We start from the raw sequence: 23,493 nt of genomic DNA, 5'->3' as shown, positions 1-23,493 counted from the left end.
ATCCCGGCTCACCGCTCGAACCGGGATGCGGGTCGGACGCCCGCGTCAGTGACCGCGACTGCGGTACATCTGCCGCTGCCAGCGGGCGATGCTCTTCCACTCGCGTTCACGCTCGGCCCGGAGCCTCGCGTCGGTGCGAGACGCGATCCAGCCGTTCTCCCGAATCAGCTTGCGGTAGCTGGCGAGCCTGCGTTCGGGCAGTGCGCCGCGCTCCACCGCGCCCTGCACCGCGCAGCCGGGTTCGGCCGTGTGGGAGCAGTCCGCGAACCGGCACTGCGCCGCGAACTCCTCGATCTCGGGAAACGTCTTGTCGATGCCGTCGGCGGTGTCCCACATGCCGACACCCCGCAGTCCCGGCGTGTCGATCAGGGCACCCCCTGAGGGCAGCGGCAGGAGTTCGCGGTGCGCCGTCGTGTGACGTCCCTTGTGGTCGCCCTCGCGGACACGACCGGTGGCGAGCACGTCCTCGCCGAGCAACGCGTTCGCGAGCGTCGACTTGCCCGCGCCGGACGGTCCGATGAGCGCGACCGTTCCGTCGATGACGGCGGTGAGGACGTCGATGCCGTCGCCGGTGTCGGCGCTCACCGCGAGCACCGTCGCACCCGGCGCTACCGCCGCCACCTCCGCGGTCGCGAGGGAAACATCCTGCACGGTATCGGATTTGGTGAGCGCGACCACCGGTTGGGCGCCGCTCTCCCACGCCAGGGCGAGCAGGCGTTCGATGCGTCCGAGATCGAGGGCGGTGTCGAGTGCGGCGGCGATCACCACCGTGTCGACGTTGGCCGCGAGGAGCTGGCCCTCCGACCGGCCGGACGCGGACGACCGGACGATCGCGCTGCGCCGGGGGAGCAGGTCGGCGACGGCAATCTCGTCACCGTGAGGGTGGAGCGTCACCCAGTCGCCGGTGCAGAGCGGGTGCTCGCCCGCGAGCGCGCGGACGACGCCCGCGGGCGTCGCGACGTCGCAGCGACCGCGGTCCACGCGGATCACCCGACCGGGCTCGCGACCGTCGGCCGGGTAGTTGTCGAAGGTGTCGGAAAGTGTGTCGTTCCAGCCGTAGGGCAGGAGTTGTCCAGGGTCGAACATGGTGGGTGTGATCCTCGGGTCGATGAGCGCCGACCGGACCACTGCGCGGGTTCGGTCAGGCGAGGGGGAAGGGGGAGTGGACGCACACGGCGTCGACCGACGAGACAGTCATCGGACACTCACTCCTTCGCAACACATCGAGATTCTCAGACCGGAACCCCACGATGCTCCCACCCGGCGGAACCCGGGCGCAACCGAATTACGGGCGCTCGAACCGCTCCTGACGGCCCAGCTTCCGCAACCGCATCCACTCCCGCAGACCCTGCGGATCACGCCGCGTGACGAGGAAGTACCACCCGAACCGCACCCATTCCTGCGGCAGCAGCTTCCGCATGCCCGGCTGGGACAGCAGATAGCCGCGGTTGCGGTAGGTGAAGAACCGCTTCGTCTCGTTGTCCGGGTACTGCGTGTGCATCCGGCCGCCGAGGATCGGCTTGAACTCCTCCGCGCCGTTCGGGTGCACGTACGCCGTCTGCAGGCAGGTGCCGAACGGCAGCCCCGACCGCACCAGCCGGCGATGCACCTCCACCTCGTCGCCGCGGACGAACAGACGCAGGTCGGGAACGCCGACCGTGTCGATCGCCGACGCGCGGAACAGGGCGCCGTTGAACAGCGACGCGATGCCCGGCAGCAGGTCGGCGGAGTCGTCGCCGTCGGCGAACAGTTCGGAACGCAGCCGTCGCCACTCCACCCCGCGGCGCAGCGGGAACGCGAGACGGTCGGGGTCGTCGATGTCGCAGACCACGGGGGAGACCTCGGCCAGCCCGTGCCGTTGCGCGCAGTCGAGCAGCGTCTCCAGGACCTTCGGCCCCTCGGGCCGTCCGTCGTCGTCGGCGAGCCACACCCAGTCGGCGCCGAGCGAGAGGGCGTACAGGATGCCGAGCGCGAAGCCGCCCGCCCCGCCCAGGTTGTGCTGCGAACCGAGGTAGCTGACAGGGATCCCGGACGATTCGACGAGCTCACGCACGTCGTCCTCGGCGGCGTTGTCCACGACCACCAGATGGTCCAGCGGACGCGTCTGCGAGCCGAGGACCTTCAGCGACTCCGCCAGCAGTTCGCGGCGCTTGTGGGTGACGACGACACCGACGATCCGCTCGGCAGCAGCGCTCACGCGGACTCCGCCTCGGCTTCCGCGGCCGTACGAACGGGTCGCTCGTTCGATCTGTCGCTACGGGCGTCCCGTTCGGCCGAAGCGGTGAGCCCGGACTTCTCCCGGTCCATCTCGTAGATGACGTGGCGGACGTGGTCGGCGGCGTCGTCACCCTCGTACGCGCGGACGACGTCCTCGATGCCGCCCTGCTGCCGGATCTGACCGTGGTCGATCCACATCGCCCTGTCGCAGAGCTGGGCGAGGAACTCGTTGGAGTGGCTGGCGAACACCAGGATGCCGGAGCGCTCCACCAGCGCCTGCAGACGCACGCGTGCCTTCTTCATGAACTCCGCGTCGACGGCGCCGATGCCCTCGTCGAGCAGCAGGATCTCCGGGTCGATGCTGGTGACCACACCCATCGCGACGCGCACGCGCATACCGGTGGAATACGTGCGCAGCGGCATCGACAGGTACTCGCCCAGCTCGGTGAACTCGGCGATCTCGTCCATCTTCGCGAGCATCTGCTTGCGGGTCTGCCCGAGGAACAGTCCGCGGATGATGATGTTCTCGTAGCCGGAGATCTCGGGGTCCATGCCCACACCGAGGTCGAAGACCGGGGCCACGCGGCCGCGGATGCTCGCGCTGCCGCGGGTGGGTTCGTAGATGCCGGACAGCAGCCTCAACAGCGTCGACTTGCCGGCGCCGTTGTGGCCGACCAGGCCGATCCGGTCGCCTTCCTTCAGCGACAGGTTGATGTCGCGCAGGGCCTCGACCACCACGACGTCCGAGTTGTTGCGCCCGATCGACCCGCCGGCCTTGCCGAGGAACGCCTTCTTCAGCGACCGGGACTTGGCGTCGAAGATCGGGAAGTCGACGCAGGCGTCCCGCGTCTCGATACTCACATGCTCTGTCATTGCTTCAGACCCCTAAACCCAGTAGGGCACTCGGGCCCGGTACTTGCGAAGCGCGAGGATGGCGGCGGCCCACCCGACGACGGTGATGGCCAGCACGATGTACCAGTGGTACGCCTGCTGGTCCTGACCGATCATGGGCGCGCGCACGATGTCGAGGTAGTGGAACAGCGGGTTCAGCTCGGCGAGCTTGACGCGCTCGGCAGCCTGCCCGCCCTGGGCTTCGAGGCTCTGCGTCGTCCACATGATCGGTGTCAGCACGAACAGCAGCAGCGTCATGCTGCCGAGGATCGGCGCGATGTCCCGGTACCGGGTGGAGAAGATGCCGAACATGATCGACACCCACGCCGCGTTGACGACGATCAGCGCGATCGCCGGGATCGCGGCCAGCGACATCCAGGTCAGGTGCCGCCACACGCCGAACGCGAACAACATGACCACGTAGATCACCAGGTTGTGGGCGAACAGCAGCAGCTGCCGCCACACCAGCCGGTAGACGTGGACGCTCAGCGCCGACGGCAACTGTTTGATCAGCCCCTCGTTGGCGATGAACACCTCGGATCCTTCGAGGATGCTCGCGCTGATCAGGTTCCAGACGATCAGACCCACGGTGACGTACGGCAGGAACTCGTCCAGCGGGATGTCCAGCAGGGCGGAGTACAGGATGCCCATCGCCGCGGCCTGCACGCCGGTCGCGATCGTGATCCAGAACGGGCCGATCACCGACCGGCGGTAGCGCTGCTTGATGTCCTGCCAGCCGAGGCTCAGCCACAGCTCGCGCTGAGCGAAGCCGTCCCTGAGGTCCTTGAACGCGCGACGGAAGGTCTGCGAGTCGGACGCCGGGAGCGGGCCGCCTGCGGCCTCGGTTTCGATAGCGGATGCTGACACGGGCACCGAGCCTACCGGGAGTCGAGTTCCATGCTGTTTCGCCCGTTGCTACAGGTACTGGCCGGTACCGCTCGACTGCGACCCCGGATCGTGATTGTGCGCCCCGTGCGGGTTGCCCATGCTGATGCCCGGAGGCAGTGCTCCCTGACGCATCTGTTCGAGCTGGGAGCGGGCCGCCATCTGCTGGGCGAACAGGGCCGTCTGGATGCCGTGGAACAGTCCTTCGAGCCACCCCACCAGCTGCGCCTGCGCGATGCGGAGTTCGGCGTCGGTGGGGGTGGTGTCGTCGGTGAAGGGCAGGGTGAGACGTTCGAGCTCGTCGCGCAGCTCGGGGGCGAGGCCCTGCTCGAGCTCGTGGATCGACGACTTGTGGATCTCCTTCAACCGGTTGCGGCTGGCGTCGTCGAGCGGTGCGGCGCGCACTTCCTCGAGGAGCTGTTTGATCATCGTGCCGATGCGCATGACCTTGGCCGGCTGCTCCACCATGTCGGCCACCGACTCCGTGCCGTTGCCGTTCGCGTCCGCGGCGGATTCGGAGCCCTCGGGCTTGGTCGCGGCCTCGGCGACGGGGATGGCCATGGGCTGACCGTCGGGGCCGATCACGACGACGTGTTCATTCTCCGAGTTCGTCATGCCTCCATCTTGGCTGTTCCCGCTCGGCAGTGCGAAGGTGCGTCCGATTTGGGCCCATTCCACCTTTGTTGCACTCCACAACAATCGACGGCTGGCTTCGACCGTATTGACTTGGGGTCTTAGAGTGTCGGGCATGGCTTACGACGTTGCCCGCGTTCGGGGACTCATCCCCTCACTCGGCGACGGTTGGATCCATCTCGATCCGCAGGCCGGCATGCAGATTCCGGACGCGGTGTCGCGCACTGTCTCCACGGCCTTCCGGGCGTCTGCCTCTTCGTCGACCGGGCGACATGTGTCCAGTCGGCGCAGTGCGGCGGTACTCGATGCGGCCCGAGCAGCCGTCGCCGACCTGGTCGGAGGTGATCCCGCCGGGGTCGTACTCGGACCCGACCGATCCGTTCTCCTCGCCTGGCTGGCGGAGTCGCTGAGCACGCGACTCGGCCTCGGAACCGGGCTGGTGCTCTCCCGCCTCGACGAGGAAGCGAACGTCGCGCCCTGGCTCCGAGTCGCCAGCCGCTACGGCGCCCAGGTGCGGTGGGCGGAGGTCGAGATCGAGACGTGCGAACTCCCCAGTTGGCAGTTCCAGGACCTCATCACCACCACGACGCGTCTCGTCGCACTCACCGCCGCATCCCCGATCGTCGGATCGGCGCCCGACGTCCGCGTCGCCTCGGACCGCGTCCACGAAGTCGGGGGACTGATGGTCGTCGACGCGATCGGCGCCGCCCCGTACGCGCACGTCGACATCAACGAACTCGGAGCGGACGTCGTCGCCGTCGGCGCCACCTCCTGGGGCGGGCCGCAGGTCGGGGCGCTCGTCTTCCGCGACCCCACCCTCCTCGACCGCATCCCCGCCGTGTCGCTCAACCCGTATGCGCGGGGTGTCGAACGTCTCGAGGTCGGGGTGCACCAGTTCGCGCTCCTCGCCGGCCTCACCACGTCGATCGACTTCCTCGCGAACCTCGACGAATCGGCCACCGGTTCCCGGCGTCAGAAACTCGAGACGTCCATCAGCTCGCTGCAGAATTACCAGGACACCCTGTTCGACCACCTCATGTCGTCGCTGAAGCGGCTGCCGCAGGTCATGGTCATCGGGCGCTCGCCCAGCCGGGTCCCGACGCTCAGCTTCACCGTCGCCGGAGTCTCGGCCGACAAGGTCGCGTCGCACCTCGCCGACAAGCGCATCGCCACCGTCAGCGGCGTCCACGGCGGCTCCCGGCTGCTCGACGCACTCGGCGTCAACGACGAGGGCGGCGCCGTCACCATCGGTCTCGCGCCGTACACCACCCGCTACGAGATCGACCAGCTCGTGAACGAGCTCGCCACCCTGGGCTGAGCCCGCCGCCCGCTTTGCCCGCTGCGTCCGCCGCCCGGTGCGCCCAATGTGACATTCGTTCCGCTCGAGTGGACGAATGTCACATCGGGCGACGGAAGCAGGCAGACCGTCAGTTCCGCGGGATCGTCAGGATCACCTTGCCGACGGTGTCCGCCGAGTCCAGCAGTTCATGCCCGCGCGGAGCCTCGGTGATGGGCAGTTCCGCCGAGACGATGGGCTGGACCGCGCCCTCTGCGATCAGCGGCCACAGCCGCTTGCGGACGTCGGCGACGATCTCGGCCTTGCCCTCGTGTCCCGACTCGGCCCGCCCCCGCAGTCCGGCCGCCGTCACGTGGCCGCGCTTGGACAGCAACTTGCCGAGGTCCAGTTCGCCCTTGCGGCCGCCCTGCATGCCGATGACGACCAGCCGGCCGTCGGCGGCAAGCACGTCGACGTTGCGGTCGAGGTACGAGCCACCCATGTTGTCGAGGATCACATCGGCGCCGTGTCCATCGGTCGCCTTGCGGATCTCGTCGACGAAATCGGCTTCGCGGTAGTTGACGAGGATGTCGGCGCCGAGTTCGCGGCAGCGCGCCAGCTTCTCCTCGGAGCCGGCGGTGACGGCCACGCGCGCCCCCAGTGCGACGCCCACCTGGATGGCGTGGGTGCCGATGCCGCCGCCACCGCCGTGTACCAGCAGCACGTCGCCGCGGGACAGTCCGGCGCCCATCACGACGTTCGACCACACCGTGCACGCGACCTCCGGCAGCGACGCGGCGACGAGCAGGTCCACCCCTTCGGGCAGCGGGAGCAGCTGCGACGCGGGGACGGCCACCTTCTCCGCGTATCCGCCGCCGGCCAGCAGCGCACACACCTGGTCGCCGACGGACCACCCCGACACTCCCTCGCCGAGTTCGGCGATCGTGCCGGAACATTCGAGCCCGAGGATGTCGCTGGCTCCGGGCGGCGGGGGATAGAACCCCTGACGCTGCAACAGGTCGGCGCGGTTGACGGCCGTCGCGGCCACGTCGAGGAGGACGTGGCCGGGTGGAAGTTCCGGGTCGGGCTGCTCCGCCCACTTCATGACTTCGGGGCCGCCCGGTTGATCGATCGTGATCGCATACATGGGGACGACGCTAGCGAAATGCGTCGGCGCCCGGTGGATGTGACCGATCACAGCGGTCCCTCGGCGTTCCCGGGGACCGCACGCTACTGGAAAGTAATGTCGCACTACTAGACTGTGAACCTGTGACAGCAGAAACCTCCGACGCCGAAGCCGCGACCAATTGGTTGACCCCGGCCGAGATGCGCGCCTGGCGCGGGTACATGGACGGCAATCAGCGGCTGATGGACGTCCTCAACCGGGATCTGCAGGAGAAACACGATCTGTCGCTGGCGGATTACCGCATTCTGGTGCTGCTGTCCGAGTCGCCGGACGGTTCGCTGCGCATGAGCGATCTCGCGGACGGCGTCCTGTCCTCCCGCAGCCGACTCACCCACCAGATCCGGCGGATGGAAGCGCAGGGCATGGTCACCCGCGACACGTGCCTCGAAGATGGCCGCGGAGTGCTCGCCGTCATCACCGACGAAGGTCGCGCCCGGCTGGCCGAGGCGGCCCCCACCCATGTGGCCGGGGTGCGCAGCAACCTCGTCGATCTGCTCACCAAGTCTCAGCTGAAGGTTCTCGCCGAGGTGTTCGAACGCGTCGACAAGGCCATCGGCGACCGCTGACCGGTTGCCCGCCGACGCCTCCCTACCGATAAGATCGCCCACGGAAGCGTGGCAGAGCGGCCGAATGCACTCGCCTTGAAAGCGAGCGTCGTGAAAGCGACCGGGGGTTCAAATCCCTCCGCTTCCGCCAACGACCGGCAGCCCTGATCTGGTTTCTTCCAGGTCAGGGCTGTTGTCGTATCTCTACCTCTTCCGGGGTTTCGGCTGCTTCGGCGGCAGTGCGCCGATCTCGGCGATCGCGCGTTCCACCCACGGTGCGGCGCGGTTCGGGGTGTCGCGCCACCGGTCCGGCAGGGCCAGGTACTCGCGTAGCGGCTTTTCTCCCGGACCGAACGGGCCGACGCCGTCGGACGACGCCAGCTCGTCCCTCGCCTGCTCGGTCAGGAATCGCACCCCGACTTTCGGTCCGAGGAGTCCGGCGAACATGTTGCCGTTGACGAACGCGCCCAGGTTGCCGAACATCGGCTTCACCTCGATGCCGGGGGTGTCGGGGATCAGCGACCGGAAGAACTGTTTGTCCTCCTCGGAGGGTCTGGGCATCTTCACGGTCTACTGATCCTGACGTTCCTCGGGCGTCATGATGCTGAAGATCGCGCCCTGCGGGTCGGTGACCGCGGCCATGCGACCGACGGTGGGGATGTCCATCGCTTCTTCGACGATCGTGCCGCCGAGTTCGACGGCCTTCGCGGCGCTGGCGTCGACGTCCTCGACGGCGAAGTACACCCGCCAGTGGTTCGGGGTGCCGGGCTTCATCGGCTCACCGCATCCACCGACCTGGTCGTCGCCCACCTCCAGCAGCGTGTAGGTGTACTCCGGTCCCATCGGCATCTTCGACGACGTGATCCCGAAGACGCTGTTGTAGAACGCGAGCGCCGTGTCGACGTCGTCGGTGTTCAGTTCGTTCCACAGGCAGGCGCCCGGGTCGCCGACGAGGGTGGCGCCGATGTGCTTGTTCGCCTGCCACAATCCGACGGCCGCCCCGGTGGGGTCGGTGACGAAGGACATGCGGCCCGCTTCCCCCACGTCGAACGCGGGCATCAGGACCTGGCCGCCTGCGCCGGGGACCTTCGCGACCGTCGCGTCGACGTCGTCGACGGCGATGTAGGTGTTCCAATTCGCCGGCGCCCCGGCTGCGGCCGCATCGGGTTGTAGTGGCGCGATGGCGGCGACGTTCTCGCCGCGCACGGTGGCCATCGAGTAGACGGGGCCTTCGGGCATCGGCCGGTCGTCGTATTCCCAGCCGAGCAGTTCCGCATAGAACTTCTTGGCGGCGTCCTGATCGCTGGTTTGCAGGTCTACCCAGTCCGGTGTTCCCTGGGCGTATTCCGACTTGATGGGCATGACTGGACCCTTTCCGTGTGAGGTGTCAGGCCGCCGGGACGGGGCGGCGACCGGTGTAGGCGATGAGCCGGGTGACCGCGTCGCTGGTGTGCGGGGCGGGTACGGGGTCATCGAACCCGACGGCCTTCCTGCCTTCGGGCGTGATGATCTTGTGGGTCAGCGACAGCACGTATTCGGCGAGAGGCTCGGATACGGCCACGTCGCCGCCGATTGCTGCGGCGAAATCCCAGGCGTGGACGAGGAATTCGATCGAGAGGATTCCCGCGGCGACGGTGGCGGGAGGGTGGTTCGTCCCGATCGTCACCGTGCCGTCCAGCCCGCGAGTGCGCCACGCCTCCAGCGCGGGTTGCGCGAGGTCGGCGATTCTGGCCTCGACAGGTTTGCCGGGGTCGTCGTCGAACGTCGCGCCCGCCGCGCCTCCGAGGGCCGTGATCGAACCGACGAGATGGTCGGCGAGCTGCGAGACGGTGAACTCGGTGCACGCCGTCTGCTTGGACATGTCGTCGGCCGTGACGTCGCGCAGAACGCGTTGGACGACGGCCAGTGTCGCCTCGGCACTGGACAGTTCGTCGAGTGGATCGGGCGCGGCCGCCCAGTCGTCGGGTCCGGCGTCGCTCTTCTGCGCGGCGGCGACGAGACGGTCGAGGTAATGGTTCCAGCCCTCCGCGTGGCGGACGGCCTGTTCGTCGGTGAGTCCGTCGTGCACGAGTCGCACCTCGGTCCCGCCGGCGGTGGGGGTGAGTGTCACCGTCACGGTGGACGCTCCCGGTGGGAGTTCGTCGTCACCTTCCCAGCCCCACGTGTACACCACCCGCTTGCCGGGCACGACCTCGCGGAACGTGCCCGCGGCCGAATGTCCGGGAACGACGGTCCACCGGTACTCGCCACCTGCCTGCAGGTCGACGCGGGCCGCGACGGTCTGCCATCGCCGCAAGCGTTCCGGTCGGGTGACGAGGTCGAACGTGGCGTCCGGGTCCAGCGGGACGACGACGGTCTTGTCGAATGGCATCAGCTGTCTCCTTTGGAAGCTGCTTCCTCGGTGGCGTCCGCGACGAGGCGGTCGAGTTCGTCGATCCAGAAGGAGTCGAACAACGCGCGCAGTTGCGCGAGTCCCTGTGGGTCGAGCCGGTAGTACCTGAAGCGTCCGTCCTTGCGCGCAGTAACCAGCCCGGCCTCGGTGAGCACCCGGAGATGTTGCGATATCGCCGACCGGCTCGCGGGGAAGTGTGCGGCGAGGTTGTTGACGGTCTGTTCACCTGACGTCAGCAGTTGCATGAGGCGTCTCCGGGTGGGCTCAGCTGCGACTTCCAACTGATCGAGCACGACCAATACGTTAGTCGTGACTAACACGTTGTGCAATGGGTCTCGCCGCAGCGGTCGTGAGGTGGGAGAATTCATGGCGACGAGGGAGTGAGAAATGACAACGTCAAGCCCCTGGCCCACGATTCACGACGAACGCCGCGCCCTGGTGGACGACCTCGAACCGCTGACCGATATCCAGTGGTCGACGCCGTCGCTCTGCGAACGGTGGACCGTGCGGGACGTGTTCGCGCACATCACGGCGACGGAGAAGATGACGCCGCCGAAGTTCGTCGGAAAACTCGTCGGGTCGGGATTCCGGATCAACACCATGTTCGAGAAGGACATCGCACACGAAGAGGAAGGAACACCGGCGGAGTCGCTCGACGAGTTCCGGGCGCACATGAGTGACTCCACGCGCCCGCCCGGCCCGATCGACGCCATGCTGGGCGAGATCATCGTCCACGCCGAGGACATCCGCAGACCGCTCGGGATCGCACACGAGTACCCGATGGACGCGGTCGTCCGCGTCGCCGACTTCTACAAGAACTCGAACCTGCTGATCGGGTCGAAGTCCCGGGTCGCGGGACTGACGCTGCGGGCAACCGACACCGACTGGTCCACCGGATCGGGGCCCGAGGTCTCCGGGCCGATGCTGGCGCTCGTGCTGGCGATGACGGGTCGCCGCGCCGCGCTCGACGAACTCGGCGGCGACGGTCTCGACCAGCTGAAGTCCGCCCTGCCCAAGTAACGGCAAGTCATCCACACGCACCCCTTCTGAGTAGCCGCACCCGTCAGGGCCCCGGAAGGGGTTCGGCTGCGTGAAACGGGTGCGTCTGCCGAGGCGGATGAGCCCGGACGACCGGCCGCGGACCGTGATGACTACAACCCGATCACGCTGGAGCACACAGCTGTCACAAAACCTCTAAGCTCTTGTTGACCGGACGCAGTTTGTACTGTGCAATCGGGGTCCACACAGTCCGGGGAAGAGGGATTTCTTTATGCGTCGCGAAGCATTGGCTGCCGTCGGTCTGGCAGTGTCACTGACCCTCATGGGGCCGGCGTTCACTGCAGTGGCCGATCCGGCGCCTGCTCCGGTCGCGCCTCCGTTGAATGGCGTCGCGAGCGTCGACAAGATCGTGCCGCTCACCGACACCCGTAGTGCCGTCTTCATCAATTCCCCCGCCATGGGCCGCGTCGTGCAGGTGCAGGTGCTGCACCCCGCCGGTGGCGGATCCAGGCCGTCGCTGTACCTGCTCGACGGGGTCAGCGCAGGCGCCGAGTCGGACTTCCGGGAAAGCACCTGGACGCAGAAGACGGACGTGGTCCAGTTCTTCGCCGACAAGAAGGTCAACGTGGTGCTCCCGGTCGGCGGCACCGCCAGCTACTACACCGACTGGCAGCAGCCCGACCCCACGCTGGGGGTCAACAAGTGGGAGACATTCCTGGCCAACGAACTCCCGCCGATCATCGACAAGAACTTCAGCGGCAACGGCGTCAATGCCGTCGCGGGTGTGTCGATGGGCGCGATGGGAGCCGCCAACCTCGTCACCCGGCACCCGCAGCTCTACCGCGGGCTCGCCGCCTACAGCGGATGCCTCGACAACACCCAGCCCAGCTCGCGGGACTCGGTGCGGGGCACGGTGGCGTTCAAGGGCGGCAACCCGGCCAACATGTGGGGTCCCGACACCGATCCGGCCTGGACCGCGCACGACCCCTCGGTGAACGCCGAAGCCCTGCGCGGCAAGCAGATCTACATCTCGACGGGCAACGGGCTCCCCGGACCGTACGAGATCAGCGGAGACATCGCGTCCACGATCGCGGTGGGCGGCCCCCTCGAGGCGGCGGCGAACCTCTGCACGCAGACGTTCCAGCAGCGCCTGACCCACCTCGCGATCCCCGCGACGTTCATCTACCGCCACTTCGGCACGCATTCGTGGCCGTACTGGCAGGACGAACTGCGCACGTCGTGGCCCGTCCTGAAGAGCGCGCTCGGCGTCTGACCGGCGTCTCTAGCCGACCACGGTGATCCGGTCGGTGTTCGGTGTCGTCACCGGTGAATTCGTCCCCAGATACGCCGTGAACGCGTCGAGGTCGCAGCCCGCGTGCACGGCCTCGGCGCGGGTGCGGAAAGCGTCGAAACCGTCACCGCCGTCGGCGAGGAACTTGTTGACGGCCACCCGGTAGGTGCCCTCGGGGACGACGGCGTCGCCGTTCACCCGGATGTCCGAGATGCGTTCGCCGACAGTCGCCGAACGATTCATGGTGTACGCCAGCGAACTCGACGGGGCGAGGATCCGCTCCGTGATCGTGCCGTCTCCGCGCGGCTGGAACTGCTGCTCCAGGGCAGTTTTCAGGGTCGTGCCGGTGACTGCCAGGACCTCGAGGGTATTGCCGAAGGGCTGGGCGGCGTAGGCCTGCCCGTAGGTGACAGCGCCGTCCGGGCCGCGCAGCAGATCCTCGCGGAGTCCACCCGGGTTGGTGAGTGCCACCTGGGCGCCGTGCCCGGACCCCGCCGCGAGCTGGGCGTCGGCGACGACGTTACCGAGGGTGGACTCGCCGCTGCCGGTCTCGTCGCGGGTGAGGTCGCCCGACAACGACGCCACGCGCGCCGCACCGATCTCGGAGGCCTGGGCGGCGGCACCGTCGGCGAGCGCCTGGATGTCGGGGTCCGACGGGATGTCGTGGGTGACCACCTGATTGAACGCCGACGCGCGGTCGCGCAGGACGTCGCGGGTGGTGCGGTCGACCGACACGTCGACCACCGACACGATGCGCCCGTGCGACGCGCCCTGCATCATGACGCGCGGGTTCCCCATCGGGTCGGGAAACGAGCAGTTGTACTGCTGGTGGTTGTCGGCGGTGAAGATGACGTCGACCTTCGGGGACGCCCGCAGTGCGAGGTCGCGAGCGGGGCCGGATGTCACCTCGCACGAATTGGGACCGTTGTCGGCGATGGGTTCGGCTCCCTTGTGCATCAGCAGCACGATGGCCCGCACACCGAAGAAGTCGAGGAGATCCGCGGTCCGGTCGACGGCCGCGAGTTCGTCCGTGAAACGCAGCCCTCCCACCCCCTCCGGGGTCACCATCGTCGCGGTGTCGGCGGGCATGGTCGCGATGACCCCGACCGGGATTCCCTCGACGTAGTCGACGGTGAACGGCAGGGTCGCGGGCGCGCCGTCGTCGAACTCCATGTTCGCTGCGAGGAGCGGAAAGTTCGCGCCCTCGAACGTGTTTCCGAAGCGGCAGCCGTCGGTGGGGTGGCAGCCTCCGGTCTGCATACGCCGGAACTCCGTGTATCCCTCGTCGAGTTCGTGATTGCCGATCGCGGACGCGTCGACGCCCATCCTGTTGAGCAGCTGCACGGTCGGTTCGTCGTGGAACATCGCGGATTCGAGCGCCGACGATCCCCAGCTGTCGCCCACCGAATACAGCAGTGAATGCGTCGCCTGGCCGCGCAGCTGATCGACGTACGCGGCCAGGTAGGCGGCACCGCCGGCCGGGACCAGCGAGCCGTCGGCGTGCTTCACCTGACTGCGGATGCCGGGCGGCGGTTCGAGGCTGCCGTGGAGGTCGTTGAAGGCGAGGAGCCGGACGGAGACCGCGGTGTCCTGCGCCTGCGCCACGGACAGCCCCGCCGTCACCGAGATCGCCAGCGCCATCGCCAGTCCGGCAGCCGGCACGGCAGTGCGGAGCGCGGCGCGGCGACGCATGTGGGGGCTCCCTTCGGCAAAACCTCACTGAGTCTGCCAACAAGGAGTCACGAGCGTTATACCCGTGGGTAACGTTTACGTCTCGAGCGTTACGCCCGGACCGCGACGTTCGCGATCGAGCGGGCCTCGGTGCTCGTCGCGAAGGCGAGGAACGCGTCGTTCTCCGCGGGATCGCCGATCGTGATCCGCACCCCGTCGTCGCCGTACGGGCGCAGCAGCACACTGGCCTCGGCGCTGGCGGCGGCGAACGCCCCGGAGTGGGTGCCCAACGGGAGGTAGACGAAGTTGGCGGCCGATTCGGGCACCTCGTACCCGGCGGCGAGCAGGGCGTCGCGCACCCGGTTCCGCTCGGCGACGACCCCGTCCGTGCGTGCCAGCAGTTCTCCGGACGCGGCCAGCGACGCGATGGCGGCGGCCTGCGCGACGGCATTGACCGCGAACGCGATGTGCACCTTGGTCAGCGCGGTGACGACCGCGGGATCGGCGACCGCGTACCCCACGCGGATGCCGGCGAGACCGTAGGCCTTGGAGAACGTGCGCAGCACCACCACGTTGGGGCGCCCGCGGAACAGTTCGATGCCGTCGGCGTCGGACCGGTTGTACTCGAAGTAGGCCTCGTCGAGGGCCACCAGGACGTCGGCGGGGACGGCGTCGAGGAACCGCTCGAGTTCGGCATTCGTCAGCGCGGTGCCGGTGGGGTTGTTCGGGTTGCAGACGAAGATCAGCCGGGTGCGGTCGGTGATCGCGGCCAGCATCGCGTCGAGGTCGTGACCGTGGTCGGCGGTGAGCGGAACCTTGACGGGCGTCGCCCCGGCCACCTGCGTGACCACGGGGTAGGCCTCGAACGACCGCCACGCGAAGATGACCTCGTCACCGTCGTTGCAGGTGGCCTGCACCAACTCCTGGCACAGGCTCACCGAACCGCAACCCGCGGCGATGTTCTCGGTGGCCACCCCGAGGTGGTCGGCGAGCGCCGCGATCAGGGCGACGTGACCGTTGTCCGGGTACCGGTTGGCATTGGCGGCGGCGTCCGCGATGGCGTCCCGCACGCTCGGCAACGGCCCCAGTGTGGTCTCGTTGCTCGCCAGCTTGATGGCGCCCGGAAAGTTCTTGCCGGGGATGTAGGCCGGAATCGTCTCGAGGTCTGCCCTGGTTCGCGGAGTCACCAGGCGATTATGCGCCTCCCGATCCACTGCGCCGACGCCCCCTTCGTGCCAAGGTAGGGGCATGTCGGGATTCTTCAGGGACAGTGCAGCCCTGCGGACGTCCGGAGACGCGCCGGAAAGCCCTCAGGTGCGTGTTCCGCTCACCGCGGTCGAACCGGACGGTCCGGCGCGGGGCGGGATCGTGGTCCTGCACGAGTCGCGTACCTTCAGCGAACCTCTCCTCGATCTGATGCGCTCGCTCGCGATGGAGGGGTGGGTGGCGGTGGCGCCGCACCTCTTCCACCGGGAACCGGCGCCGAGCGATGTCGAGGTGTTCGGCGACGCCCTGTTCGCCGACTTCGACGCCACCTTCGACTGGCTGATCGCGCGGGGCATCTACGCCGACTGCGTGGGCGTGCTGGGTTTCGACGACGCCGGGACCGCCGCCCTGCTCGTCGCGACGACGCGTCCGGTCGGCGCAGCCGTGAGTGTCGCCGCCCGCGGGATCGTCGAGCCGCTGTCGGAGGACGCGCCTGCGCTGGTGCACGCCGCCCCCGACCTGAAGGCCCCCTGGCTCGGTCTGTACGGGGAAGACGATCCGTCCACGCCGCCCGATCAGGTCGAGCGGCTGCGCGACGCCACCGCCAAGTCGGACGTCGCGGGGCTCGTCGTGAGTTATGCCGGCCTCGCGCACCGGGCCGACGAACCGCCCCAGGTGCCCGACGGCAGGGACGACGACCCGGGTGCCCAGGCCATCGTCGACGCACAGCGGCGGATCTTCGACTGGTTCGACAGCCACCTGCGATAAAGCGGCCATCCATGCGCTCTGACCAGCCGTTTTGCCTTTGTGGTGGAAAGGTGTGTAATCTTTCGCACCGGCGGTCCGAAGGGATCGGAACCACCCCAGGGAGGCGTGCCAGAGCGGCCGAATGGGACTCACTGCTAATGAGTTGTCCCTTTTACGAGGGACCGGAGGTTCAAATCCTCTCGCCTCCGCCACACCGGGCCTAGTCGGCCGGTGCAAGCTAGACAACTGAAGAACATGCGCCCGTAGCTCAACGGATAGAGCACTTGACTACGGATCAAGAGGTTAGGGGTTCGAATCCCTTCGGGCGCACAAAGAAACCCCGTCAGCTGCAGTGATGCAGGTGGCGGGGTTTCTCTTTGTCGCCGATCCGGGCCGTCGCCGCCTAGCAGCAGGACGTGCCCGCGGAGGCTTTCGCCCCGTCCGCGGTGCCGCAGCAGGTGGCCCCCTCGGCGTCGGGGTCGAGGTGCCGGGGGCTCGACCCGAACGTGTCGGAGTCGGCGAGCACGGTGTAGACCTCCCACTTCTCGCCGGCGGGGCCGGTGACCCACACCTTGTCCTGGGTCGCGAAGCAACAGGTGGTGCCGATCTCCTCGTCGGTGAACAGGCCTTCCCCGGACAGCCGTGTGATCTCCTCGTGCACCCGGGCGCTCGATTCGACCTCGACGCCGAGGTGGTTGATGGTGCCGCCCTCGCCGGGGTTCTCGATCAGCACCAGCTTGAGGGGTGGCTGCGCGATGGCGAAGTTCGCGTAGCCCGGCTTCAGTTTCGCCGGTTGTGTATCGAACAGTTTCGAGTAGAACGTGACTGCTTCCTCCAGATTGTCGACATTGAGGGCGAGTTGGGCGCGGGACATGACAACCTCCACCTGTGTGACATATGTCGAATTGCTTGCACCCATAGAGTCCCACCTTTTTGACATATGTCAAGAAGGTGGGACGATGGAGCCATGCCCAAGACGTTGCCGGTCGTAGATGTCTCCGCGCCGATCTGCTGCGCGCCCGTCTCGGCCGCCCCGATGACCGACGAGGCCGCCCTGCACCTCGCGCTGCGCCTGAAGGCGCTGGCCGACCCGGTCCGCATCAAGCTGATGTCGATTTTGCTGACCGCGAGCGACGGCGAGGTGTGCACGTGCGATCTCGCGACCGGCGTGGGCCTGTCCGAGTCGACCGTCAGTCACCATCTCGGCCAGCTGAAGAAGGCGGGAATGGTCCAGCCCGTCCGCCGCGGAATGAACGTCTTCTACAGTGCGCGGGCGGACGCCCTCGACGCACTGCGGGTGGTCCTCGACCCCAACTGCTGCACCTGACGCCGGCCGGGATCGGTCACGACGTTCGCGTGCTCGATTCGAGACCGATCGTGGTGGTGGTCGAACCGAGACCGATCCGTGGCCAGCCTGCGGTGACCGCGATGAATCCCGACGCGGGTATCGCGTCCAGCCAGTAGTGCGGTTCGGTGCGGTACTCGGGCGGCCCGCTCCGGCACGGTTTCGACGCCGCCGCCGGATGGTAGGGATCGGCCTCGCCTTCGATGTCGTCGACGCGCGCCCGCACCGACAGATAGGACCAGCGCGTCGAGGGATCGTCGGGGTCGGACAGCGGGCGGGTCTCGTATTGCGCCAGCTCCGCGGGCCTGCCCGTCGCGGTCAGGGCCATCCGGAGGTGGAGGCCGTCCGGGAACGCCACCACCTCGAACAGCTCGAGCGTGAGGTGGTCTTCGGCCGTGAGCAGCAGGGGGCCGTGCACCTGGTGTCCTCCGGTGGTGGGTGGTGCTACTGCCGGCCAACGCGGTCTGCGCATGACCCCTATAGTCCCACCGATCCGAATGCAGATGCAATGGTGGACAACGAAGTTCATGCCGTGTAGGGGTCGGCGCAGCCGCGACCTCAGCGGGTGGGCGGGACGAACTCCGGCTGGTCGAGCAGTCGGAGCCAGCTTCCGTCCGGTTGCCTGCGGACGACCTGCGCCCGCGCGCCGGATCCGTCCTTGGGTGGGGTGGACGTGAGTGCGATGTCGTCACTGATCAGCGTGGGGAGTGGCGTCTCCGGTTCGAAGTGCGGCGCGTTCGCGAGCACCGACTCCCACAGTTTCTGGATGGCTGCCCGGCCGACCGTCCGGCTCCCGGGCGGATACGCCATGACGGCGTTCTCCTCGTAGAGGGCGGCCACTCCGGCCGCGTCGCCGGCGTTGCTGCGCTCGACGAACAGTCGGGTGAGATCTTCGGGGTTCAGGGCCTTCTCGTGGTCGGACACGGGGATCCTTTCGTGGGTGAACTGCTGTCACATCCCAGAGTGGTGTCGCCGCAACCGGAAGTCCAACCGATAGTTCTGCTGAATACTAGAATTACTGCTTATGGAACTGAGGCAGCTGGAGTACTTCGTCGCGGTCGCCGAGGAAGCGAACTTCACCCGTGCCGCGGAACGCGTCCACATCAGCCAGTCGGGGATCAGCGCGCAGATCCGGCAGCTCGAGCACGACCTCGGCGCCACGCTGATCGACCGGTCGAGCCGGACGGCGACGCTCACGTCCGCGGGAGAAGCGGCGCTCGTGCATGCCCGCGCGGCCCTCGCCTCGGCCGACGCGATGCGGCAGGCCGTGGACGACGTGAACCAGCTGATCCGGGGCCGGCTCGTCGTCGGGATGGTCACCGCCTGCACGGTGAAGCCGCTGTTCGACGCGCTGTCCGCGTTCCACGTCGCGCACCCCGGGATCGAGATCACGCTGACCGAGGACAGTTCCGACCGCCTCGTCGAACGGGTCCGCGCCGGTGCGATCGATCTCGCTCTCGTGGGCACCGCGACCGCCCCGCCGGACGGGTTGGACGCCTTCCCGATCATCAGCGAGGGGCTGGTCGCGGCCGTGCCGCCCGGGCACCCGCTGGCCGGGCGTTCGCGCGTCACCCTGGCCGAACTCGGCGACCACGCGATCGTATGTATGCCGACCGGAACGGGGATCCGAACGGTCTTCGACCAGGCGTGTGCGGCCGCCCGCCTCCGCCCCGACATCGCCTTGCAGGCGAGTGCGCCCGACGCCGTCGCCGACCTCGCGATCCGCGGGCTGGGGGTTGCGATCCTCAGTGAGTCGATGGCGACGGACTACCGGGGGCGGTTGACGGCGGTCGCACTGGACGACGTCGACATCCCGGCCGTGCTCGCGCTGGTGTGGAAGAGTCTCGCTGGTCCGGCGCTCCGTGAACTCGTCCTGCACACCCGCCGCTCCTTCGGGGAAGTGCCGACCGCGGTCGGCCGGTAAATCCTCACACCACCGACGTCATCCCGCCGTCGATGAAGATCACCTGACCGTTGACGTACCGGGAACCGTCCGACGCCAGCCACACCGCCGGACCGACGAGATCGTCCGGGGTGCCCCACCGGCCTGCCGGCGCGCGGCCGCGGAGCCACGCGTCGAACTCGGGGTCGTCGACGAGGGCCTGCGTCATCTCGGTGTGAATGTAGCCGGGCGCGAGGCCGTTGATCTGCAACCCGGACGCCGCCCATTCGGCCGTCATCGCGCGGGTCAGATTCCGCAGTCCGCCCTTCGCGGCGGTGTACGGCGCGATGGTGGGCCGGGCCAGGTCGCTCTGCACCGAGCAGACGTTGATGATCTTGCCGCTCCCTCGGGCGATCTGGCACCGTGCGACGGCCCGCCCGACAAGGAAGGCGCTGGTGAGGTCGGTGGTGAGCACCCTGTTCCAGTCCTCGAGGGTGATGTCGAGCAGCGGCTGACGGTGTTGCAGCGCAGCGTTGTTCACCAGAATCTCGATCGGCCCGACCTCCGATTCGATCCGTTCGACAGCGTCGGTCACCCGCTCGGGATCCGTGACGTCGAACGCGTACGCGTGGACGCGTGTCTCGCCGAACTGCTCGCGGAGGCGCTCACGTGCCTGTGCGAGACGCTCACCCGACACCCCGTTGAGGACGATCGTGGCGCCCGCCTCGGCCAGGCCGCGTGCGAGTGCGTAGCCGATTCCCCGGCTCGAACCGGTGACCAGGGCGATGCGCCCGGACAGATCGAAGAGGTTCACAGCGCACGCACCGAGTTGGCCAGCGTGCCGATACCGCCGAGCGTGATCTCGGCACGGTCACCCGGTTTGACCGGGCCGAGCGTGAACGGGCAACCCGTGAGCACGACGTCTCCCGGCCCGAGGGTCAGATACCGGGTGAGATGGACCAGTTGCTCGGACACGTTCCATGCGAGCTGCCGCGTGGACGCCTCCGCCACGGTCACGCCGTTGACGCGCACGGTGATCGGAACGTCCCCGGAGTCGAGATCCGTCTCGATCCACGGTCCCAGCGGGGTGAAACCGTCGCCGTGCTTCGCCTGGGTGAGCTTGTCGTCCAGCGCTATCTGCTCGACGGCGGTGACGTCGTTGCCGATCGTGTACCCGAGGATCGCGGACGGGACGTCCTCCGGGCGAAGCCTGCGGCACGTGCGGCGGATGACGACGGCCAGTTCGCCCTCCACGTTGACCTGCCCCAGCCCTTCGTCGACGACGATCGGATCGTCGGGGCCGATCACCGTGCGCGTCGACTTCATGAACGCCTGCAACGGCAGGTCGCGATCTCCGGGTGCGCCGTTGTGGGCCATCCCGAGCAGGACCCGCGGTTCGGCGGGCGCGAGCAGCCGTGCGCCGGCGAGGTCGTGTGCGGGTCCGGTGAATGCCGGAGTGTCCGCGTACGGATCCGCCACCTCGTGCCAGCGACCGTCGCGCAGGCACACCGGCCGCGGTCCCGTGTCGGTGGCGATGCGGGCCAGCCTCATGCGTCGACCCGCGCCTTCGACTCGGCGGTCGCGACATCCGGTCCGTGGACCGGGTCGGCCATCGCATCCCAGGCCAGCCCGAGGTCGCGACCACGGGTTTCGGGTGTCACGAACGTGGTGGCGAACGTGATGACGCTGAGGACCAGAACGTAGATCGCGAGCGGCACCCACGAGTTGTTCAGCAGCGACAGCAGCAGTGCGCCGACGAAGGGGGCGATGCCGCCGGCGAGGATGGCGCTCGTCTCCCGGGCGACGGCGACGCCGATGTAGCGGTGGCGATTTCCGAACAGTTCGGGCAGGGCCGCGCACTGCGCGCCGAGCATCACGTTGACACCGATCCCGTAGCTGACCGCGAGCGTCGCCACCACGAGGTACGGATTGCCGAGCGAGAGCAGCCACCACGACGGGACCGCGAGGACGAGCTGCAGCGCCGCACCGAACCGGTACACCCGCATCCGGCCGAAGCGGTCCGACAGCGCACCCGAGAACGGTATGACGAGCATGCCGATGGCGGCGCCGCAGGCGATGGCGAGCGGTCCGATCGACTTGCTGACACCCACCACGGTCGTGACGTAGCTGATGCCGAGGGTCTGGAAGATGTACGAGCCGCCGTTCTCGGCCATCCGCAGGCCGATGCCGCGGAGCACGCTGGGCATCGAGCTGCCGATCAGTTCCCGGAACGGGCTCTCGCTGATCTGATCCTGCTTCTCCAGCTTGATGAACGTGGGGCTCTCCTGCATGCGGAGCCGGATGAACACGGCGACCGCGATGAGGAAGACCGACGCCAGGAACGGCACCCGCCACACCCAGGCGAGGAGGAGTTCGCGATCGATCTGGCCGAGGATCGCGAAGACCCCGGACGCCATCAGGGTGCCCACCATGATCCCGACGAACGGGAGTGCGGAGAAGAATCCGCGGCGCTCGGTGGGCGAGTACTCCGCCATCAGCGTGGTGGCACCGGCCTGTTCGGCGCCCGCGCCGAAGCCCTGCAGCAGTCGCAGCGCGACCAGCAGGATCGGGGCCCAGATGCCCACCTGCGCGCCGGTCGGCAGGACCCCGATCAGCGTGCTCGCACCGCCCATGATCGCGATCGTGATCATCAGGACGGCCTTGCGTCCGAGGCGGTCCCCGAGGGCGCCGAAGAACAGGCCGCCGACGGGCCGGGCGAGGAAGCCGACGGCGTACGTGCCGAAACTGGCCATCAACGCGGCCGACGCACCCATGGCGGGGAAGAACAGCTGGCCGAAGATCAGTGCCGACGCCAGGCCGTACAGGGCGAAGTCGTAGTACTCGAGCGCGCTGCCGATGGAACTGGCGAGCGTCGCGCGTTTGAGGTTTGCGGCGTACTCCGGGTCGTCGGAGGCGCGCACCGGTGGGGTGGAGTGGCTGCTGCCTTCCGGCATCTTCGAGTCTGCGCCTACTTGAATCTTCGATTCTGGGGACATCTTCTGCTCCGTTGTGGGACGGGACCACGTCGAGCGCGGTCACAAACAGGTCGGTGTAGTGACCCAGGTCACTGGCGTGTCGAGGACGATACCGCGCGGACGGCTATTTGTCATACATAACTGAAAGTGTTGACTGAATCACATGATTAGTGCAAAGTTTTTGATCTGAACATATGGTCAGCAATGGCCCGTACCGGAGGAATCTGCAGTGAGCGCACACGACCCGAAGCCACTCGACGGGCGACTCCGCGTCGTCGCCGCGACCCCCGTGAGCGAAGAGCTCATCAGTCTCGTCACCCGGGCGGAACCGCGCATCGACTTCATCCGCGAGCAGGATCTGCTGCCGCCCTCCCGATTCCCGGGTGATCACTCCGGCGATCCGTCGTTCTCCCGGACCGCGGAGCAGCAGAAGGCCTTCGACGACCTGGTCGATTCGGCGCACGCCCTGTACGGCGTGCCCGACGAGAATCCCGCGGCACTGACGAGGACGGCAGGCGCCAACCCCGACCTCCGCTGGGTGCACACGATGCCCGCCGGCGGCGGGGCCCAGGTGAAGGCGGCCGGGCTCACCGACGAGCAACTCGACCGCATCGCATTCAGCACCTCCGCCGGTGTGCACGCGGAACCGTTGGCCGAGTTCGCCGTCTTCGGCCTGCTGGCCGGCGCCAAGACCCTCCCGCGTCTCCTCGCCCAGCAGCGCGACAAGGTGTGGAGCGGCCGCTGGGCGATGGGAACCGTGTCCGGGCAGCGCATCGTCGTCGTCGGACTGGGCAGCATCGGCCGTGCGACGGCACTGAAGCTGAAGGCCCTCGGCGCCACCGTCGTGGGAACGAGCAGGCGCGACACCGCGGTCGAGGGCGTCGACGAGATCGTCCACCCCGACCGGCTGGCCGATGTGGTCGGGGACGCCGACGGCATCGTCGTGACGCTTCCCGGAACCAGCGCCACCGAAGGCCTCGTCAGCGCAAAGGTATTCGGCGCGGTCAAGCCCGGAGTCACGGTGGTGAGCGTGGGCCGGGGCACCGTCGTCGACGAGGTCGCCATGACCGCCGCGATCGGGGACGGGCGGGTCGGGTTCGCCGCGCTGGACGTGTTCGCGTCCGAGCCCCTGGCATCGGACAGTCCGCTGTGGGCTCATCCGAACGTGCTGGTCAGCCCGCACACCGCGGCGTTGAACCCCGCGGAGGACCGCCTCATCGCGGAACTGTTCGCGCGCAACGCCACCCGGTTCCTCGACGGCGAGGAGCTGATCAACCGCGTCGACACCGTCGAGTTCTACTGACGATTCCGGTGCATGTCGGCGGCGCGGCGGCGTTCATCCCTCACGGATG

Annotated in this window: 26 protein-coding genes and 3 tRNA genes; 11 read left to right on the top strand and 18 right to left on the bottom strand. The window is 68.2% G+C overall.

Going from position 1 to position 23,493, the window contains the following annotated elements; all coding sequences use genetic code 11:
• Positions 1–45: 45 nt before the first annotated feature.
• The 5 genes from rsgA to QM693_RS23565 form a co-directional block, all read right to left on the bottom strand.
• Entirely contained in the window at positions 46–1,128 is a 1,083-nt protein-coding gene (gene rsgA / locus QM693_RS23585) for a ribosome small subunit-dependent GTPase A (RefSeq protein ID WP_283332667.1), read from the bottom strand.
• Positions 1,129–1,285: 157 nt separating this feature from the next.
• The gene (gene glfT1, locus QM693_RS23580; protein ID WP_007298361.1) at positions 1,286–2,197 is read right to left on the bottom strand and encodes a galactofuranosyltransferase GlfT1; all 912 of its coding nucleotides are present in this window, start codon (positions 2,195–2,197) and stop codon (positions 1,286–1,288) included.
• Positions 2,194–3,090 (bottom strand): galactan export ABC transporter ATP-binding subunit Wzt/RfbE, encoded by an 897-nt coding sequence (gene wzt, locus QM693_RS23575; RefSeq protein ID WP_005571489.1) that lies wholly within the window; start codon positions 3,088–3,090, stop codon positions 2,194–2,196. Before wzt ends, glfT1 begins: the two co-directional genes overlap by 4 nt.
• 12 nt (positions 3,091–3,102) lie before the next feature.
• The gene (gene wzm, locus QM693_RS23570; RefSeq protein ID WP_280781845.1) at positions 3,103–3,975 is read right to left on the bottom strand and encodes a galactan export ABC transporter permease subunit Wzm/RfbD; all 873 of its coding nucleotides are present in this window, start codon (positions 3,973–3,975) and stop codon (positions 3,103–3,105) included.
• Between the two features lie 48 nt (positions 3,976–4,023).
• Positions 4,024–4,608: a bacterial proteasome activator family protein gene (locus tag QM693_RS23565; RefSeq protein WP_105413993.1), complete on the bottom strand. Its 585-nt coding sequence runs from the start codon at positions 4,606–4,608 to the stop codon at positions 4,024–4,026.
• A 133-nt stretch (positions 4,609–4,741) separates the two neighbouring features.
• Between QM693_RS23565 and QM693_RS23560 the strand changes: the two genes are divergently transcribed.
• A complete protein-coding gene (locus QM693_RS23560; protein ID WP_105413992.1) occupies positions 4,742–5,944 on the top strand; it encodes a cysteine desulfurase-like protein in 1,203 nt (400 codons plus the stop codon).
• A 109-nt stretch (positions 5,945–6,053) separates the two neighbouring features.
• Here QM693_RS23560 and QM693_RS23555 read toward each other — a convergent pair whose 3' ends face one another.
• Positions 6,054–7,049 (bottom strand): NAD(P)H-quinone oxidoreductase, encoded by a 996-nt coding sequence (locus QM693_RS23555; protein WP_280781843.1) that lies wholly within the window; start codon positions 7,047–7,049, stop codon positions 6,054–6,056.
• Between the two features lie 122 nt (positions 7,050–7,171).
• Between QM693_RS23555 and QM693_RS23550 the strand changes: the two genes are divergently transcribed.
• Complete coding sequence (locus QM693_RS23550; protein ID WP_005248780.1) at positions 7,172–7,654, top strand: MarR family winged helix-turn-helix transcriptional regulator; 483 nt, start codon at positions 7,172–7,174, stop codon at positions 7,652–7,654.
• A gap of 42 nt (positions 7,655–7,696) precedes the next feature.
• Positions 7,697–7,784, top strand: a tRNA-Ser gene (locus QM693_RS23545).
• A gap of 53 nt (positions 7,785–7,837) precedes the next feature.
• Here the strand turns inward: QM693_RS23545 and QM693_RS23540 are convergent.
• The 4 genes from QM693_RS23540 to QM693_RS37890 are packed head-to-tail and all read right to left on the bottom strand — an operon-like array spanning position 7,838 to position 10,318.
• Positions 7,838–8,200, bottom strand: a complete 363-nt coding sequence (locus QM693_RS23540; protein ID WP_349307518.1) for a TfoX/Sxy family protein — start codon at positions 8,198–8,200, stop codon at positions 7,838–7,840.
• Positions 8,201–8,203: 3 nt separating this feature from the next.
• Positions 8,204–8,995 (bottom strand): VOC family protein, encoded by a 792-nt coding sequence (locus QM693_RS23535; RefSeq protein WP_280781841.1) that lies wholly within the window; start codon positions 8,993–8,995, stop codon positions 8,204–8,206.
• A gap of 25 nt (positions 8,996–9,020) precedes the next feature.
• Positions 9,021–10,004 carry a TIGR03086 family metal-binding protein gene (locus tag QM693_RS23530; protein WP_283353576.1) on the bottom strand — a complete coding sequence of 328 codons (984 nt, stop codon included), beginning with the start codon at positions 10,002–10,004 and terminating at the stop codon, positions 9,021–9,023.
• Entirely contained in the window at positions 10,004–10,318 is a 315-nt protein-coding gene (locus tag QM693_RS37890) for an ArsR/SmtB family transcription factor (protein ID WP_283353575.1), read from the bottom strand. The genes QM693_RS23530 and QM693_RS37890 overlap by 1 nt, the downstream gene beginning before the upstream one ends.
• A gap of 94 nt (positions 10,319–10,412) precedes the next feature.
• Here QM693_RS37890 and QM693_RS23520 point away from each other — a divergent pair, with 94 nt between their 5' ends.
• Both QM693_RS23520 and QM693_RS23515 read left to right on the top strand, forming a co-directional pair.
• On the top strand, positions 10,413–11,045 hold the full coding sequence (locus QM693_RS23520) for a maleylpyruvate isomerase family mycothiol-dependent enzyme (RefSeq protein ID WP_283353574.1): 633 nt from the start codon (positions 10,413–10,415) through the stop codon (positions 11,043–11,045).
• Between the two features lie 250 nt (positions 11,046–11,295).
• Positions 11,296–12,297, top strand: a complete 1,002-nt coding sequence (locus QM693_RS23515; RefSeq protein WP_105413986.1) for an alpha/beta hydrolase — start codon at positions 11,296–11,298, stop codon at positions 12,295–12,297.
• A 9-nt stretch (positions 12,298–12,306) separates the two neighbouring features.
• Here the strand turns inward: QM693_RS23515 and QM693_RS23510 are convergent, their stop codons facing one another.
• Both QM693_RS23510 and hisC read right to left on the bottom strand, forming a co-directional pair.
• A complete protein-coding gene (locus tag QM693_RS23510; protein WP_283353573.1) occupies positions 12,307–14,007 on the bottom strand; it encodes a bifunctional metallophosphatase/5'-nucleotidase in 1,701 nt (566 codons plus the stop codon).
• Positions 14,008–14,096: 89 nt separating this feature from the next.
• Positions 14,097–15,173: a histidinol-phosphate transaminase gene (hisC, locus tag QM693_RS23505; protein WP_283353572.1), complete on the bottom strand. Its 1,077-nt coding sequence runs from the start codon at positions 15,171–15,173 to the stop codon at positions 14,097–14,099.
• A gap of 61 nt (positions 15,174–15,234) precedes the next feature.
• Between hisC and QM693_RS23500 the strand changes: the two genes are divergently transcribed.
• The 3 genes from QM693_RS23500 to QM693_RS23490 all read left to right on the top strand — a co-directional run bounded on the left by QM693_RS23500 (position 15,235) and on the right by QM693_RS23490 (position 16,269).
• Positions 15,235–15,960: a dienelactone hydrolase family protein gene (locus QM693_RS23500; RefSeq protein WP_283353571.1), complete on the top strand. Its 726-nt coding sequence runs from the start codon at positions 15,235–15,237 to the stop codon at positions 15,958–15,960.
• Positions 15,961–16,059: 99 nt separating this feature from the next.
• Positions 16,060–16,151, top strand: a tRNA-Ser gene (locus QM693_RS23495).
• 45 nt (positions 16,152–16,196) lie between these two features.
• Positions 16,197–16,269: transfer RNA gene (locus QM693_RS23490), tRNA-Arg, on the top strand.
• A 73-nt stretch (positions 16,270–16,342) separates the two neighbouring features.
• Here the strand turns inward: QM693_RS23490 and QM693_RS23485 are convergent.
• Positions 16,343–16,813, bottom strand: coding sequence for an ArsI/CadI family heavy metal resistance metalloenzyme (locus QM693_RS23485; RefSeq protein ID WP_283353570.1), 471 nt, complete (start codon positions 16,811–16,813; stop codon positions 16,343–16,345).
• 93 nt (positions 16,814–16,906) lie between these two features.
• On the opposite strand from QM693_RS23485, the gene QM693_RS23480 reads away from it, so the two are divergent.
• Positions 16,907–17,266 (top strand): Rv2640c family ArsR-like transcriptional regulator, encoded by a 360-nt coding sequence (locus tag QM693_RS23480; protein WP_283332681.1) that lies wholly within the window; start codon positions 16,907–16,909, stop codon positions 17,264–17,266.
• 16 nt (positions 17,267–17,282) lie between these two features.
• Here the strand turns inward: QM693_RS23480 and QM693_RS23475 are convergent, their stop codons facing one another.
• Both QM693_RS23475 and QM693_RS23470 read right to left on the bottom strand, forming a co-directional pair.
• Positions 17,283–17,756 (bottom strand): hypothetical protein, encoded by a 474-nt coding sequence (locus tag QM693_RS23475; RefSeq protein WP_280781832.1) that lies wholly within the window; start codon positions 17,754–17,756, stop codon positions 17,283–17,285.
• Between the two features lie 86 nt (positions 17,757–17,842).
• Positions 17,843–18,208 (bottom strand): YybH family protein, encoded by a 366-nt coding sequence (locus QM693_RS23470; RefSeq protein WP_283332683.1) that lies wholly within the window; start codon positions 18,206–18,208, stop codon positions 17,843–17,845.
• A 100-nt stretch (positions 18,209–18,308) separates the two neighbouring features.
• Here QM693_RS23470 and QM693_RS23465 point away from each other — a divergent pair, with 100 nt between their 5' ends.
• Positions 18,309–19,208: a LysR family transcriptional regulator gene (locus QM693_RS23465; protein WP_283332684.1), complete on the top strand. Its 900-nt coding sequence runs from the start codon at positions 18,309–18,311 to the stop codon at positions 19,206–19,208.
• 4 nt (positions 19,209–19,212) lie between these two features.
• On the opposite strand, the gene QM693_RS23460 is transcribed toward QM693_RS23465, so the two are convergent.
• From QM693_RS23460 to QM693_RS23450, 3 genes are read right to left on the bottom strand one after another with little or no spacing between them, the layout of a single operon-like run.
• Positions 19,213–19,980 carry an SDR family oxidoreductase gene (locus QM693_RS23460; RefSeq protein ID WP_283332686.1) on the bottom strand — a complete coding sequence of 256 codons (768 nt, stop codon included), beginning with the start codon at positions 19,978–19,980 and terminating at the stop codon, positions 19,213–19,215.
• A complete protein-coding gene (locus tag QM693_RS23455) occupies positions 19,977–20,717 on the bottom strand; it encodes a fumarylacetoacetate hydrolase family protein (protein ID WP_283353569.1) in 741 nt (246 codons plus the stop codon). Before QM693_RS23455 ends, QM693_RS23460 begins: the two co-directional genes overlap by 4 nt.
• Positions 20,714–22,162 carry an MFS transporter gene (locus tag QM693_RS23450; RefSeq protein ID WP_477950736.1) on the bottom strand — a complete coding sequence of 483 codons (1,449 nt, stop codon included), beginning with the start codon at positions 22,160–22,162 and terminating at the stop codon, positions 20,714–20,716. The genes QM693_RS23455 and QM693_RS23450 overlap by 4 nt, the downstream gene beginning before the upstream one ends.
• Positions 22,163–22,370: 208 nt before the next feature.
• Here QM693_RS23450 and QM693_RS23445 point away from each other — a divergent pair, with 208 nt between their 5' ends.
• Complete coding sequence (locus tag QM693_RS23445; protein WP_283353568.1) at positions 22,371–23,444, top strand: D-2-hydroxyacid dehydrogenase; 1,074 nt, start codon at positions 22,371–22,373, stop codon at positions 23,442–23,444.
• Positions 23,445–23,493 lie beyond the last annotated feature (49 nt).

Origin of the sequence: Rhodococcus sp. IEGM 1305 (assembly GCF_030058635.1) — a bacterium.
GTDB classification, from domain to species: domain Bacteria; phylum Actinomycetota; class Actinomycetes; order Mycobacteriales; family Mycobacteriaceae; genus Rhodococcus_F; species Rhodococcus_F opacus_D.
The sequence above is the reverse complement of the archived record's forward strand: the minus strand, read 5'-3'. Positions and strand labels throughout refer to the sequence as shown.